This window comes from Pontitalea aquivivens, from assembly GCF_046507575.1.
GTDB lineage: Bacteria > Pseudomonadota > Alphaproteobacteria > Rhodobacterales > Rhodobacteraceae > Pontitalea > Pontitalea aquivivens.
Map to the genome: position 1 here is coordinate 1 of NZ_JBKFEY010000010.1, position 13,108 is coordinate 13,108.

Consider the following 13,108-nt stretch of genomic DNA (forward strand, 5'->3'; position numbering starts at 1 on the left):
TATAATTAGAGGCAGACACAATCCGTCGAGAATATCCAACGTGTAGGAATTTCCCTTTAATATCATTCGCTGACATACCATGACCGTCATCCTCAATGACAATCGTATCATTGGCGGCATCAATCGTAATCCATACGTTGTTGGCCTCAGCATCCCAAGCATTTGCAACCAACTCAGTGAGCGCAGCAGGAGTTGAACTATAAAGCCCAACACCCAAGTGGTTTATCACATTCAAATCAACTTCGAATTGAAAATTATGTTTATTTTGCAATGTCTAAACCTTCATAATGCTCTAGATGGTGCTGGATAGATTTTCCAATAACATAGCCCAAGCGTACAGGCACCGCATTCCCGATCAGCCTTCCGATCGAGGCGAATTCGGGAGAGGTTCCGGGCGCGACGAATTGATAATCGTCCGGAAAAGACTGAAGAATAGCCATTTCTCTCAGGGTTAAAGAACGATCTTGCTCCGGATGACCATAGCGGCCCGTCCCGAAGTTAAATGATTGTGTTGTCATTGTGCTTGACGGCTTATCCCATTCCATACGCCCATAGACACTCTTGAAAGATGCGCCTTGTGATTTTTTGTGGCAGGCAAGTATTAATTCGTCCGGCCAATCTTGCCAGGTGCCTCCCGGCTTAGAATGCCGGATTCTCTCCAGGTTAATCGGCGTGATAGAACGCGCTTTGTGCAAAGGATCTGTCTTGCTGGTTTCACCAGCTTTCAGGGGAGGAAGGTGTGAGATCGCATCTCGCACAGTCCTTGTCTCAACACCGAGTTCCTCAGGCGAAACGATCCTGACTGGGCCTAGCATTGAAGCCAGAAGCACCAGTCGTTTTCGACGCTGCGGCACTCCATAGGTTGAAGCATCAAGAACGCGATGAACTACATGATAGCCCAAGTCTGCCAGGCCATGGACGAATTCATCGAAAATCTCCTCGCGCTTCAGAACAGGTACGTTCTCCATGGTGACCAAGGTGGGTCTTAAATCCTTAACAACGCGCCCAAATTGGCGTAGCAAAGGCCATTTATTGCTTTTTTTTCTGTCACTTCCATTGCTCAACGTCGAAAATGGCTGGCACGGAGCACAACCAGCAATTAGGGAGTACTTTGGGTTCTTGAAGAACGACTCCAGTTCACTGGATTGCGTTTCAGCCAAATCCCGCCCCAGGAACTCTCCGCCAATATTGTGCGTGAATGGGAACTCGCATTTCGCATCAAAATCGAGGCCAGCGGCTATTTTTATGCCTGCTTGTTGAAGGCCGCAGGACAGACCTCCTGCACCACAGAACAAATCAATGGCTTGCACTTTGAAAGGCTCTGGGAACTGGGTGGTCATTTGCGTTATTCTTTTTTTGAGGTTGTGTTTTCAATGGTCTCCATTCTGGAGATGATGTCCGATGCAAGTCCTTCGTAGAGTGCCGCCTGCCTATCTCTGGCGGAACCCGGTCGTGGATTGCGTCGACGTATCCGGTCCGCCAACCAGAACAGAATTTTAGCAGCAGGATCGCGGACGGTTTCTGGCCGCATTGGGGGATACTTTTCCTCCAAGGCAACGATGATCTCCTGGGAGAGACTGCGGCGATTGTGGGCTGCCCTCTCTTCCATGCGCACCTTGAGCGGCGCGGGGATCATAAGTTTGAACTGTACCGATTCAGGATCTTTCATGCCGACACAATGGACAAATTTTGTCCTTGATGCTACGGACATTTTATGTCCTTACTTGCGGAGGTAGCATCAGAGGTGTCGATGAAACTCATACAGTTCAAGGTGAACCTCCCGGCCGACGTCAAAGCCTGGCTGGAAGATGAGGCAAAGAGAAACGTGCGTTCACAAGGGGCGCAGATCGTATCTTGCCTAAGAGCGGCCATGGCCGAGCAAACCTCCCCCGTAGAGCCACGCCAGTGATTTTCTCGTGGCTGCCGGCCCCACCTAGTCGGTTAGTTTAGGAGTCGTGCGGTGCCCCGTTCCCTTTCAAAGCTAGCGGTATCCAACAAGGAAGCGGCGCGGATGCTGTCGCTGTCCCTGCAGGACTTCCTCTTTCTCGTCGAACAAGGCGCGCTTCCCCCACCGATCCGACTTGGAAAGCATACCCTCTGGGTGGTGGGCGAGATCGAGGCCGTCCTGACGGGCTGCAAGATCGAGCCTGAGGCGTTTGTGGTATGAAGCGCCCCAATCTTCCTTATCTCGAATTCAAGACCGTCAAGGGCAGAACCTATATCTATTTTCGCAAGGGAAAATTCCGAGAGCGGCTGCCTGACGACCCTGACACCGAGGAATTCGCCTTAAAATACTGGGCCATTCGCAACGGGAAGAGCAAGCGGATCGTCAAGACAACGTGGGAAGCGCTGATCGTCAGCTACTATTCCAGTGCCGAGTTCAAGGAGCTGGCCGCTGGCACCAAGAAGAACTATCGCCGCCATTGCGAAGATATCCGTGAGAAGAACGGCTCCAAGGATGTGCGGCACTTCAAGCGCGCCGACGCGCTGCGTGTGCGGGATGAGTTGAAGGAGACTTGGTCGAAGGCCAATGAACGGATCGCCGTGCTGTCGATTCTGTTGCAGCGGGCGGTGGATCTTGAGTGGATCGAACGAAACCCGGTTGTGGGCATCCGCAAGCTGAAGGGGGCGGCCTATGAGGCTTGGCCTGCGGACAAGCTGGAAGCCTATGAGCGGTATTGCGACGAGCATGGCCTGCCGGTCGCCCGCACGATTTATGAGCTGGCGATCGGCACGGGCCAGCGGCTCGGGGATTGCGTGGCGATGAAGTGGGACGATTTCGACGGAGAGTATATGTCGGTCGTTCAGCAAAAGACGGGCGCGAAGATCGACGTTTACTGCCCCGCACGGTTACAGGCCTATCTTGCTCGGCTTCCCCGGCGCGGAAAGCACATTCTTGCCAAGACTGCGACCGAGCCACTTGGCAAGCGGCAGGTGCAGAAGGCCGTCGAGGACGTTCGAGAGGCGATTGGCGTCAAGAAAGGGGAGGGCAGGTTGGTGCCCCACGGATGGCGCTACACGGCGGCCAAAGAGATGGCCGATGCCGGTGTCGATATCCGCGACATCCAAGCCGTCACAGGGCACAAGACCCTTGAAATGGCCCAGAAATACGCCTCGGGCGCGGATTAGAAAAAGGCGTCGAAACGCGCTCAGCAGAAGCGGGAACGAAACCGCGACAAACCGGGAAAGTGCGAAACAAATTGCGAAACTTTGCCGGTGTCGCAGGATCAATCAAAGGAGAAACCAGAGAATGATCAATGATTTCAAAGTGGTGCGGGTGGAGGGACTTGAACCCCCACGCCTTGCGGCGCCAGAACCTAAATCTGGTGCGTCTACCAGTTTCGCCACACCCGCACTGACCGCCTTTTAGCAAGTGGCTGCGGCGGGCGCGAGGGGAAATTTGCGCCCGGGGCCTTTGCCTCCGGGGCCCGGGTATCGGCGCGCGCCAAGGGGGGGCGGGCCGGCGCTAAAGCCCCAGGTCGCGGAACAGGCCGGGGATCTGTTCGGGCAGGTCTTCGGCGATCAGGCCGGGGCCAAAGCGGCGCGCGGCCTCGGCATGCAGCCAGGTTGCGGTACCCGCCGCCGCCATGCCCGGCAGGCCGCGGGCCAGAAGCCCCGCGATCAGCCCCGCCAGCACATCGCCCGACCCGGCGGTGGCAAGCCAGGGCACCGCGCGCGCGCCGGTGGCATCATGCACGGCCGGATCCGCGCCGGGGGCCGCGATCACCGTCTGCGCGCCTTTCAGCAGCACCGTGCAGCCGGCCCGTTCCGCCGCCGCCGTCGTGGCCGTGATGCGCGCGTCAAGCGACGCCCCCGGCAGGGGTTCGGCCAGATCGGGGAAAAGCCGCGCGAATTCGCCCAGATGCGGGGTCAGGATCACGCCGGGGTGCAATTGGGTGAACAGATGGCCGGGGTCGTCTTCAAAGGCCGTCAACGCATCGGCATCCAGCACCGTGGGCCGTGTTCCCCATAGGGCGGCGGGCACCATTTCGCGCGCGCGCGCCAGCCCCAGCCCCGGACCCAGCAGAAGCGCCGTCAGCCGCCGGTCCTGCAGCAGGCCGCGCAGGGAAAAGGAATCGGGCAGGGCGGTCAGCATCACCGCCGTCAGTTGCGCCGCGTTTTCATCCTGCGCGCGCGGCGGGCAGGCCAGCGTCACCAGCCCCGCCCCCACGCGCAGCGCCGCCCGTGCCGCCAGCCGCGCCGCCCCGCCCCTGCCGGCCCCCCCCGACAGGATCAGCGCATGGCCGTGGTCGTATTTGTGCTGCGCCCCGGCCTTGGTCAGGGCCTGGCGCATCTGTTCGTTCAGCGTGATCGGATGGGGCATGAAACCTCCGGCACAGGGGGGCGGAAAATGTCGCTTACCATTGCCGATACCCCGTTGTCCTGAGGATTTGGTGAATGCCCCCCGTGCCGGGGCCGGTTCGGTGACCGGAATCGGTCGTGATGGCGCGCAATTGGGCGATGGTCACAAATTCAGTCATTTTGCCGCCCCCTGATTTCAATTTTTGCCCGATTTTCGCGCAACGTGCACAAATTTTAATCATGCGGGTGGGTTTTCCGCCGCCTGGCCCGATACGGCAAGGCTAACCGATTGCCGGGGGGCGGGGAAAGTGGTGACTGGGCTCAGAACGGAAGTCAGACGGAGTCGGCCGATGAAAAAGGTTGAGGCGATCATCAAGCCCTTCAAACTCGATGAGGTGAAAGAAGCGCTGCAAGAGGCCGGGATTCAGGGCCTTTCGGTGATCGAGGTCAAGGGCTTCGGCCGCCAGAAGGGCCATACCGAACTGTATCGCGGGGCGGAATATGTCGTCGACTTCCTGCCCAAGGTAAAGATCGAGATGGTCCTGCCCGACGATCTGGTCGAACCCGCGATCGAGGCGATCATCGCGGCCGCGCGCACCGAAAAGATCGGTGACGGCAAGATCTTCGTTTCGCCCGTCGAACAGGCGATCCGCATCCGCACCGGCGAAACCGGCGACGATGCGCTGTGATATCCGCGCCGTGATATCCGCGCCGTGAACCGGGCGCTGTGAAATCCCGGGCCGCGGCCCGGAACCCATGCTCTGATGAAAGGGTAGACCATGAGCAATATCAAGGATGTGCTCCAGCTGATCAAGGATGAGGACATCGCCTATGTCGATGTGCGCTTCACCGATCCCAAGGGCAAGCTGCAACATGTGACGCTGGATGTGGACCTGGTGGATGAGGACTTCTTTGAAGAAGGCTTCATGTTCGACGGATCGTCCATCGCGGGCTGGAAATCGATCGACCAGTCCGACATGAAGCTGATGCTGGATCCGGCTTCGGTCTATATCGATCCGTTCTATGCCGAAAAGACGCTGTGCGTGCATTGCAACGTGGTCGAACCCGACACCGGCGAACCCTATGCCCGCGATCCGCGCGGCACCGCGCTGAAGGCCGAGGCCTATCTGAAATCGACCGGCATCGGCGATACGGCCTTCTTCGGACCCGAGGCGGAATTCTTTGTCTTTGATGATGTGCGCTTTTCGGTCAGCCCGCAGAAGGTGGCGTATCAGATCGACGCGGTTGACGCGGCGTGGAACACCGACACCGAATATGAAATGGGCAACCAGGGCCACCGCGCGCCGCTGAAGGGGGGCTATTTCCCGGTCAACCCGATCGATGCGGGCCAGGATCTGCGGTCCGAAATGCTGTCGACGATGAAGCGGATGGGCATGAAGGTGGACAAGCACCACCATGAGGTCGCCACCGGCCAGCACGAACTGGGTCTGATCTTTGGCGGGCTGACCGAACAGGCCGACAACATCCAGAAATACAAATACGTCATCCACAACGTGGCCCATGCCTATGGCAAGTCGGTCACTTTCATGCCCAAGCCGATGAAGGGCGACAACGGGTCGGGCATGCATGTGAACATGTCGATCTGGAAGGACGGCAAGCCGCTGTTCGCCGGTGACAAATATGCCGACCTGTCGCAGGAGGCGCTGTGGTTCATCGGCGGCATCCTTAAACATGCCAAGGCGCTGAACGCGCTGACCAACCCGTCGACCAACAGCTACAAGCGGCTGATCCCGGGCTTTGAGGCCCCCGTTCTGCGCGCCTATTCGGCCCGCAACCGGTCCGGCTGCGTCCGTATTCCGTGGACCGAATCGCCCAAGGCCAAGCGCGTCGAGGCCCGCTTCCCCGATCCGGCGGCCAACCCCTACCTGGCCTTTGCCGCGCTGCTGATGGCCGGTCTGGACGGTATCCGCAACAAGATCGACCCGGGCCCGGCCTCGGACAAGGATCTGTACGACCTGCCGCCCGAGGAACTGGCCGAAATCCCGACCGTGTGCGGGTCCTTGCGTGAGGCGCTGGAAGAACTGGAAAAGGACATGGACTTCCTGCTGGCGGGCGATGTCTTCACCCGCGATCAGCTGGACGCCTATATCCGGCTGAAGTGGGAAGAGGTCTATGCCTATGAACACACCCCGCATCCGGTTGAATATGCGATGTATTATTCCTGCTAAGGGATCGAATGACCACGAAAGGGCGCCTTCGGGCGCCCTTTTTGTCTGGCGTCGGCGGTGGGGGGTCAGGCCGGGTCGTCGTAGCGGTGCAGCCCGCCTTTCGGGTCGCGCACCTGCCAGCCGCCGTCCGGGCCCCGGGTCAGATAGCCCGGCCCGATCGGCACCTTGCCGAACCCGCCGGGAATATCCAGTACATAGGTCGGCATCGCCAGCCCCGAGATGCGGCCCCGCAGCGCCGCCATGATCGCCTGACCCTCGGCAATCGTGGTGCGGAAATGCCCGGTGCCGCGCGCCAGATCGCAATGGTGCAGGTAATAGGGCTTGACCCGGTTGCGCACCAGCGCGCGGAACAGGTCGGCCAGGGTGTCGGCATCGGCATTCACGCCGCGCAACAGCACCGTCTGCGCCATCAGCGGCACCCCCGCATCCGCCAGCCGCGCCAGCGCCGCGCAGGCCGCGGGCGTCAGTTCACGCGCGTGGTTGGTGTGGATCACCATGCTGACCGCCGGGCGCACCCGCAGCGCCGCGATCAGCGCGGGCGTGATCCGCGCCGGCGCCACCACCGGCACGCGGGTATGAAAGCGCACCGCCCCGATATGCGGGATGTCCGCCAGCCGGGCCAGAATATCGCCGATGCGCCGCGCTGACAGGCTGAGCGGGTCGCCCCCGGTCAGGATCACCTCAAAGATCGCGGGGGTTGCGGCCAGATAGGCCATGACCGCATCCAGATCCTGCGCGGGCAGGGGGCCGTCGCTGCCCACGGTTTCGCGGCGAAAACAGAACCGGCAATAGACCTCGCAGCTTTGGGTGACATGCACGATCACCCGGTCGGGATAGCGATGCGTCAGCCCCGGCACCGGGCTGTGGGCGTGATCGCCGATCGGATCTGTCATCTCTTCGGGGCGGATCAGCGCCTCGCGCGGGTCGGGGACGAACTGCGCCGCAACCGGGTCCGCAACCGGGTCTGCGGCGGGGTCCGTGGCGGGGCCGGCGGCGATGGCGGCGCGCATGTCCGGCGTCAGGCGGATGCGGAACTGCGCCGCGATCGGGTCCAGCGCCACGGATTGATCGGCGCGCACCAGCCCGTCGCGGACCAGATCCGCAACGCTGACAGAGGCGCGACCGGCGGCACGACCGGCGGCACGACCGGCGGCGGTATCGGGCGGGGCATGGTTGCGCACGGGGCTGGCTGTCCTGTGACGGGTTGGGCCGCGGGCGCGGGCCTGCGGCGGATCGCTGCCCCCTTAGCGGGACGGGCGGCGCGGCGCAATCGGCAAGCGGCGGGATGGTGCGAATTGTGCGTATTGCGGGAAATGCGCGCCCTTCTGCGCACGCGTGAACAGATTTTGTTTGCGCCTGCAGAATTGCGGGTCGTGTATAGGGGACGCATGTTCCACCGGCCACTTTTCATCCGAATAGGAGTCTCTGTGATGAAATCCGTTCTTCTTGCTGCGGGTCTGGCCTTTGGCCTTGCCACCGCCGCAGTTGCCGCGCCGGAACAATATGTCCTGGACCCGAGCCACAGCCAGATCGTGTTCAGCTATGACCACCTGGGCTTTTCCACCACCACGGGCATGTTCTCGGGGTTTGAGGGCACGATCCGCTTCGATCAGGAAGACCCGGCCGCCTCGTCTGTCAGCGTGTCCTTTCCGGCCAGGTCGATGATCACCGGCTGGACCGCCCGGGACGAACATTTCATGTCGTCCGATTTCTTCGGTGCCGGCGATGACGAAATGGTCACCTTCACCTCGACCGCGATTGAGGTGACGGGCGAAAAGACCGCGCTGATCACCGGCGATCTGACGATCAATGGCGTGACCAGGGCGGTCGTGCTGGATGCGGCGCTGAACCAGGCGGGCCAGCATCCGATGGAAAACAAGCCCTGGGCGGGCTTCTCGGCCACCACATCGGTGCTGCGGTCGGATTTCAACCTGGGCATGTTCGCCCCCTATGTCAGCGACGAAGTCGCCATCCGGATCTCGATCGAGGCCGTCAAGGCCGAGTGATCGGGTCGTGTGTAAAGAGTGCTTTTCTTGTGCGTAATGAGTGCCGGCCGCCAGGGGAAACCCTGGCGGCTTTTTCAATTATATCAGCGTCATGTGGTGTGATCTTGCGGTGATGGATGTCCCCCGGGCGCGCGCCCGGATCAGATCGCGGGGGCGCTGTTGCCGGCGGTGGCGGGCACGGTGCGGATCGCGTGCAGGCGGATCGCAACCTCGACCGCAAAGCCCACGGTCGCCTCGTCGGGATAGCTGGCGCCCATGCCGAAATCACGCCGGTCCAGCGTGACGCGGCCCTGCATGTCGGCGCTGTCGCCCGCCACCGTCAGATGGAACGGCAGCGTCACCGGCACGCTGACCCCGCGCAGCGTCAGCATGCCGGTGGCCAGGTGGGTCGCGGCGCCTTGCGCGTCGTGGGGGCCCGTTACGGGGGCGATGGTTGCGGCAAAGACCGCGACGGGATGGCCGGCGGTATCGAAGAATTCCGCGCCCCTGGCCTGATCGCTGACGGCGCCCAGGGCAAGTGCGGTGGTATCGATGGTCACGCTGACCTGACCCGCGCCGGTCGCGGGATCAAAGTCGATCGCGGCGGTCCAGCGCGGCAGGTTGCCGGTGACGGCCGCGCCCATCTGGCGCAGGGTGAAATCCAGCGTGCCCCCGGCCACGGCCCAGGTGCCGGGCCGGGCGGCCTGCGGCATCGGGGTGACGGTGGCGGCGGCGGACTGATCCACGGGGGCGGCGGTCAGCACCGGGGCGGCGATGACCCCGGCCCACAGCGCCAGCGCCGCCAGCGGGGCCAGCACTGCGGCGCGATGACGTCCGGGCTGGCCCGCGGCCACGCCCCGCAGCATCCGCGCCAGCGTTGCATCGCGGTCGATCAGCGCATGTTTCAGCGCCCCCGCCACATGCAGCCCGATCGCGCCGTAAAGCACCCAGGCCGCGCCGGCATGGATCAGCCCCGCGGCATGGGCCAGTCCCGCCGATTGCGGCACGAAGGGCAGGCCCTGGCCCAGTGGCCACAGGATCGGCGCATAGCCCGCCTGTGCCGCGTGATGCACCCAGCCCGAGGCGGGCATCACCAGCATCGCGCCGTAAAGCGCCCAGTGCACGACCTCGGCCAGGGTGGTTTCCAGCCGCCGGCCGGGGTTCAGGGCGGCGGGGTGGTGCTGTGTCAGCGCCCAGAGGATGCGCGCAAGGGCCACGCCAAAGGCCGCGACGCCGATGGTCTTGTGCAGCGAATAGATGCGGATCGCGGCGGCGGCCTGCGCATCCGATCCGGTGGGCAGGCCGGCGCCGTAAAGCCCAAGGGCGATGGCGGCGGCGATCAGCAGCGCGCTCAGCCAGTGAAAGGCGCGCGCGATGCCGCCATAGCTTTGGGGGGTGTTGGACAGCATGGGATTTCGGATCCGGTATGAAGGCGATGTCCGGCGCAGGTTAGGCGCGCGCGCCCGTCGCGCCCATTGCCGCAGGCGCACAGCGGTTGTGCGGCACGGGGCCTGTGCGGCGCGGGGCCTGTTGCGGCGCGGGGCCTGTTGCGGCACGGGGCCTGTGCGGCACGGGACGAAGTTGTGCGGGCGATCATGCGCTGGGATGTTGTGCAGGGGGGGCAGGTTCGCTAGACCGGGGCAAATCTGGTGCAGGCCGATCAGGGCCAGAGGAGGATCGCATGAGCAGGGCATTCGTATTTCCGGGGCAGGGCGCGCAGGCCATCGGCATGGGCCGCGCCCTGGCCGAGGCCTATCCCGCCGCGCGCGCGGTGTTTGATGAGGTGGACGCGGCGCTGGGGGAAAAGCTGTCGGCGCTGATCTGGGACGGGGACGCGGCGGAACTGACGCTGACCGCCAATGCCCAGCCCGCGCTGATGGCGACCTCGATCGCGGCGCTGCGCGCGCTGGAGGCCGAGGGCTTTGCGGTGACGGATGCGGCCTGTGTCGCGGGGCATAGCCTTGGCGAATATTCCGCGCTGTGCGCGGCGGGGGCGCTGAGCCTGTCGGATACCGCCCGGCTGTTGCGGTTGCGCGGGCAGGCGATGCAATCGGCGGTGCCGGTGGGCGTGGGCGCGATGGCCGCGCTTCTGGGGCTGGATTTCGAAACCGCCACCGCGGTCGCGGCCGAGGCCGCGCAGGGGCAGGTCTGCCAGGCCGCGAATGACAACGATCCCGCGCAGGTGGTGGTGTCGGGTCACAAGGCCGCCGTGGAACGCGCGGTCGAGATCGCCAGGGGCCGTGGCGCCAAGCGCGCGGTGATGTTGCCGGTGTCCGCGCCTTTCCATTGCGTGCTGATGCAGCCCGCCGCCGATGCGATGGCCGCGGCCCTGGCCGATGTGGCGATTGCCGCGCCCGCCGTGCCGCTGGTGGCCAATGTGCGCGCCGGGGCGGTCAGTGATCCGGAGCTGATCCGCAAGCTGTTGGTGGAACAGGTCACCGGGTCGGTGCGCTGGCGTGAATCGGTGGTCTGGATGGTCGGTCAGGGTGTGACCGAGTTCTGGGAAATCGGCGCGGGCAAGGCGTTGTCGGGCATGATCCGGCGCATCGCGCGCGAGGCCGAGTGCAAGGCCGTGGGCACGCCCGAGGATATTGCGGCGCTGAAGGGATGAGGGCTTGCCCGTGGCTGGCCGCCGGGGGCTTCGTGCCCCCGGACCCCCGCGGGATATTTGGACAAAGCCGAAGGCTGGCCCTGTGCGCCCTGGCGCGGGCGGGCAAATCTGTAGTCAAGGGGCGCGGGCGCTGGTATGAGGCGCGCAAGCTGTCGAACGGGGGACATCATGTTTGATCTGACGGGAAAATGCGCGCTGGTTACCGGGGCCTCGGGCGGTATCGGGGGCGAGATCGCGCGGGCGCTGCACGGGGCGGGGGCCACGGTGGCCCTGTCGGGCACGCGTGAGGCGCCGTTGCGCGAGTTGGCCGGGGAACTGGGCGCGCGGGCGCATGTGGTGGTGGCGAACCTGTCGGACCCGGACTCGGTCGAGGCGCTGCCGAAGGCCGCCATCGAGGCGATGGGGGCGTTGGACATTCTGGTCAACAATGCCGGGATCACCCGCGACAATCTGTTCATGCGGATGTCGGATGAGGAATGGCAGTCGGTGATCGATGTCAACCTGACATCAGGTTTCCGGCTGATGCGCGGGGTCTTGCGCGGCATGATGAAGGCGCGCTGGGGGCGGATCGTCAACATCACTTCGATCGTGGGGCAGACCGGCAACCCCGGGCAGGGCAATTATGCCGCGGCCAAGGCGGGGCTGGTGGGCATGTCGAAAAGTCTGGCGCAAGAGGTGGCCAGCCGTGGCATCACCGTGAACTGCGTGGCGCCGGGGTTCATCGCCACCGCCATGACCGACAAGCTGAACGACGAGCAAAAGGCGCGGATTGCCGCGCAGATCCCCGCCGGGCGCATGGGCACGCCGGCCGAAATCGCCGCTGCGGTGCTGTATCTGGCCAGCCCCGAGGCGGGGTATGTGACCGGCGCGACGCTGCATGTGAACGGCGGAATGGCCATGGTCTGAGCCACCGTCCGCCGCTTGCGAAACGGCTTGCCTTGGGGCATGACTGTGCTATTAGCGGCGGGACTTGCCGGGGGGCGATCCTTCGGCTGCCTTGCGCAAGCGGGGCGCTTGAGCCGCTCGGAACGAGCAAGGAAGTGACAGGGCCGCGGCCCTCGAATTTGAGGAATGAACATGAGCGACATCGCTGATCGCGTGAAGAAGATCGTCGTGGAGCATCTGGGCGTGGAAGAGGACAAGGTCACCGAGACCGCGTCCTTCATCGACGATCTGGGCGCCGACAGCCTGGATACCGTGGAACTGGTCATGGCCTTCGAGGAAGAGTTCGGCATCGAGATCCCCGATGACGCCGCCGAGACCATCCAGACCTTTGGCGATGCGGTGAAGTTCATCTCGGAAGCCGTCTGATCGTCTGCCGATCGGAACTTGCGGCGCCCCTTGGGGCGCCGTTTTCATTTTGGGCTTTCCGAGGGCGCGCGGCTTTGGCAGGCTGTGGCCGCGGGGCGGCAGACTGGGGCGGCAGACTGGGGGGGGGGCGTGATGCGGGCTTTCGTGGCCATCGAACTGCCCGGGGCGGTGGTCGACCAGATCGTCGCCTTGCAAGAGCATTTGCGCGCGGGCCGTCCTGTCGAGGCCGACAATCTGCATCTGACGCTGGCCTTTCTGGGCGATCAGAGCGACAGCGCCATGGTGGCGGTGGATGAGGCGTTGCAGGCCCTGCGCGCGCCGGGATTCGATCTGGAACTGGCCGGGATCGACACGTTCGGCGGTGATGCGCCGCATGTGGTCTGTCTGGGCGCGCGGCCCAATCCGGCGCTGGAGGCGTTGCATCGCAAGGTGATGGCGGCGCTGCGCGGGGCGGGGCTGGATCTGGGGCGGGTGCGATTTCGCCCGCATGTGACGCTGGCGCGGTTCGGCCGGGGGCTGGACGGGGGGGAACGCGACCGGCTGGGGCGGTTCCTGTCGGCCCGGGCCGATGCGCATCTGCCGCCGTTTCGGGTGGATCATTTCACGCTGTATCGCTCGATCCTGGGCAAGGGGGCGCCGGTGCATCAGGCGCTGGCCGATTATCCGCTGGGGGCGGTGGGCTGAGGCGGGCTTTGGCCGGGTGCCCCGAT

Annotated in this window: 15 protein-coding genes and 1 tRNA gene; 9 read left to right on the plus strand and 7 right to left on the minus strand. The window is 63.9% G+C overall.

Annotated features, from left to right (window positions below; all coding sequences use genetic code 11):
- The 3 genes from ACK8OU_RS11825 to ACK8OU_RS11835 form a co-directional block, all read right to left on the minus strand.
- Positions 1-229 (minus strand): ATP-binding protein (locus ACK8OU_RS11825; protein WP_410303727.1); only part of this gene is annotated, 229 nt, incomplete at its 3' end.
- Between the two features lie 31 nt (positions 230-260).
- Positions 261-1,340: a DNA cytosine methyltransferase gene (locus tag ACK8OU_RS11830; RefSeq protein ID WP_410303632.1), complete on the minus strand. Its 1,080-nt coding sequence runs from the start codon at positions 1,338-1,340 to the stop codon at positions 261-263.
- 5 nt (positions 1,341-1,345) lie between these two features.
- On the minus strand, positions 1,346-1,669 hold the full coding sequence (locus tag ACK8OU_RS11835) for a hypothetical protein (RefSeq protein WP_410303633.1): 324 nt from the start codon (positions 1,667-1,669) through the stop codon (positions 1,346-1,348).
- Positions 1,670-2,011: 342 nt separating this feature from the next.
- On the opposite strand from ACK8OU_RS11835, the gene ACK8OU_RS11840 reads away from it, so the two are divergent.
- Both ACK8OU_RS11840 and ACK8OU_RS11845 read left to right on the plus strand, forming a co-directional pair.
- On the plus strand, positions 2,012-2,167 hold the full coding sequence (locus tag ACK8OU_RS11840) for a hypothetical protein (protein WP_410303634.1): 156 nt from the start codon (positions 2,012-2,014) through the stop codon (positions 2,165-2,167).
- Entirely contained in the window at positions 2,164-3,129 is a 966-nt protein-coding gene (locus ACK8OU_RS11845) for a site-specific integrase (RefSeq protein WP_410303635.1), read from the plus strand. Before ACK8OU_RS11840 ends, ACK8OU_RS11845 begins: the two co-directional genes overlap by 4 nt.
- Positions 3,130-3,269: 140 nt before the next feature.
- Here ACK8OU_RS11845 and ACK8OU_RS11850 read toward each other — a convergent pair.
- Both ACK8OU_RS11850 and ACK8OU_RS11855 read right to left on the minus strand, forming a co-directional pair.
- A tRNA-Leu gene (locus ACK8OU_RS11850) sits at positions 3,270-3,354 on the minus strand.
- A 112-nt stretch (positions 3,355-3,466) separates the two neighbouring features.
- A complete protein-coding gene (locus ACK8OU_RS11855) occupies positions 3,467-4,324 on the minus strand; it encodes an NAD(P)H-hydrate dehydratase (protein WP_410303636.1) in 858 nt (285 codons plus the stop codon).
- 328 nt (positions 4,325-4,652) lie between these two features.
- Here ACK8OU_RS11855 and ACK8OU_RS11860 point away from each other — a divergent pair, with 328 nt between their 5' ends.
- Together ACK8OU_RS11860 and glnA are read left to right on the plus strand one after the other, a co-directional pair.
- Positions 4,653-4,991, plus strand: a complete 339-nt coding sequence (locus ACK8OU_RS11860; RefSeq protein ID WP_410303637.1) for a P-II family nitrogen regulator — start codon at positions 4,653-4,655, stop codon at positions 4,989-4,991.
- A 90-nt stretch (positions 4,992-5,081) separates the two neighbouring features.
- Positions 5,082-6,491, plus strand: a complete 1,410-nt coding sequence (gene glnA / locus ACK8OU_RS11865) for a type I glutamate--ammonia ligase (protein WP_410303638.1) — start codon at positions 5,082-5,084, stop codon at positions 6,489-6,491.
- 65 nt (positions 6,492-6,556) lie between these two features.
- Here glnA and ACK8OU_RS11870 read toward each other — a convergent pair whose 3' ends face one another.
- Entirely contained in the window at positions 6,557-7,672 is a 1,116-nt protein-coding gene (locus ACK8OU_RS11870; RefSeq protein WP_410303639.1) for a lysine-2,3-aminomutase-like protein, read from the minus strand.
- A 249-nt stretch (positions 7,673-7,921) separates the two neighbouring features.
- Between ACK8OU_RS11870 and ACK8OU_RS11875 the strand changes: the two genes are divergently transcribed.
- Positions 7,922-8,497 carry a YceI family protein gene (locus tag ACK8OU_RS11875; protein WP_410303640.1) on the plus strand — a complete coding sequence of 192 codons (576 nt, stop codon included), beginning with the start codon at positions 7,922-7,924 and terminating at the stop codon, positions 8,495-8,497.
- Between the two features lie 140 nt (positions 8,498-8,637).
- On the opposite strand, the gene ACK8OU_RS11880 is transcribed toward ACK8OU_RS11875, so the two are convergent.
- The gene (locus tag ACK8OU_RS11880; protein ID WP_410303641.1) at positions 8,638-9,885 is read right to left on the minus strand and encodes a cytochrome b/b6 domain-containing protein; all 1,248 of its coding nucleotides are present in this window, start codon (positions 9,883-9,885) and stop codon (positions 8,638-8,640) included.
- Positions 9,886-10,157: 272 nt separating this feature from the next.
- On the opposite strand from ACK8OU_RS11880, the gene fabD reads away from it, so the two are divergent.
- From fabD to thpR, 4 genes are all read left to right on the plus strand, one after another.
- Complete coding sequence (fabD, locus tag ACK8OU_RS11885) at positions 10,158-11,087, plus strand: ACP S-malonyltransferase (RefSeq protein WP_410303642.1); 930 nt, start codon at positions 10,158-10,160, stop codon at positions 11,085-11,087.
- Positions 11,088-11,255: 168 nt separating this feature from the next.
- On the plus strand, positions 11,256-11,993 hold the full coding sequence (gene fabG / locus ACK8OU_RS11890) for a 3-oxoacyl-ACP reductase FabG (RefSeq protein WP_410303643.1): 738 nt from the start codon (positions 11,256-11,258) through the stop codon (positions 11,991-11,993).
- Between the two features lie 171 nt (positions 11,994-12,164).
- On the plus strand, positions 12,165-12,398 hold the full coding sequence (locus ACK8OU_RS11895) for an acyl carrier protein (RefSeq protein ID WP_068765186.1): 234 nt from the start codon (positions 12,165-12,167) through the stop codon (positions 12,396-12,398).
- A 132-nt stretch (positions 12,399-12,530) separates the two neighbouring features.
- Positions 12,531-13,082, plus strand: coding sequence for an RNA 2',3'-cyclic phosphodiesterase (gene thpR / locus ACK8OU_RS11900; RefSeq protein WP_410303644.1), 552 nt, complete (start codon positions 12,531-12,533; stop codon positions 13,080-13,082).
- The last annotated feature ends 26 nt before the right edge of the window (positions 13,083-13,108 follow it).

Excerpts from the sequence above, each read along its gene's own strand:
- thpR (WP_410303644.1), top strand. The coding sequence starts at position 12,531 with ATGCGGGCTTTCGTGGCCATCGAACTGCCCGGGGCGGTGGTCGACCAG.
- ACK8OU_RS11835 (WP_410303633.1), bottom strand. The coding sequence starts at position 1,669 with ATGAAAGATCCTGAATCGGTACAGTTCAAACTTATGATCCCCGCGCCG.
- ACK8OU_RS11830 (WP_410303632.1), bottom strand. The coding sequence starts at position 1,340 with ATGACCACCCAGTTCCCAGAGCCTTTCAAAGTGCAAGCCATTGATTTG.
- ACK8OU_RS11845 (WP_410303635.1), top strand. The coding sequence starts at position 2,164 with ATGAAGCGCCCCAATCTTCCTTATCTCGAATTCAAGACCGTCAAGGGC.
- ACK8OU_RS11860 (WP_410303637.1), top strand. The coding sequence starts at position 4,653 with ATGAAAAAGGTTGAGGCGATCATCAAGCCCTTCAAACTCGATGAGGTG.
- fabD (WP_410303642.1), top strand. The coding sequence starts at position 10,158 with ATGAGCAGGGCATTCGTATTTCCGGGGCAGGGCGCGCAGGCCATCGGC.
- ACK8OU_RS11840 (WP_410303634.1), top strand. The coding sequence starts at position 2,012 with ATGCTGTCGCTGTCCCTGCAGGACTTCCTCTTTCTCGTCGAACAAGGC.
- ACK8OU_RS11895 (WP_068765186.1), top strand. The coding sequence starts at position 12,165 with ATGAGCGACATCGCTGATCGCGTGAAGAAGATCGTCGTGGAGCATCTG.
- glnA (WP_410303638.1), top strand. The coding sequence starts at position 5,082 with ATGAGCAATATCAAGGATGTGCTCCAGCTGATCAAGGATGAGGACATC.
- fabG (WP_410303643.1), top strand. The coding sequence starts at position 11,256 with ATGTTTGATCTGACGGGAAAATGCGCGCTGGTTACCGGGGCCTCGGGC.
- ACK8OU_RS11855 (WP_410303636.1), bottom strand. The coding sequence starts at position 4,324 with ATGCCCCATCCGATCACGCTGAACGAACAGATGCGCCAGGCCCTGACC.
- ACK8OU_RS11880 (WP_410303641.1), bottom strand. The coding sequence starts at position 9,885 with ATGCTGTCCAACACCCCCCAAAGCTATGGCGGCATCGCGCGCGCCTTT.
- ACK8OU_RS11875 (WP_410303640.1), top strand. The coding sequence starts at position 7,922 with ATGAAATCCGTTCTTCTTGCTGCGGGTCTGGCCTTTGGCCTTGCCACC.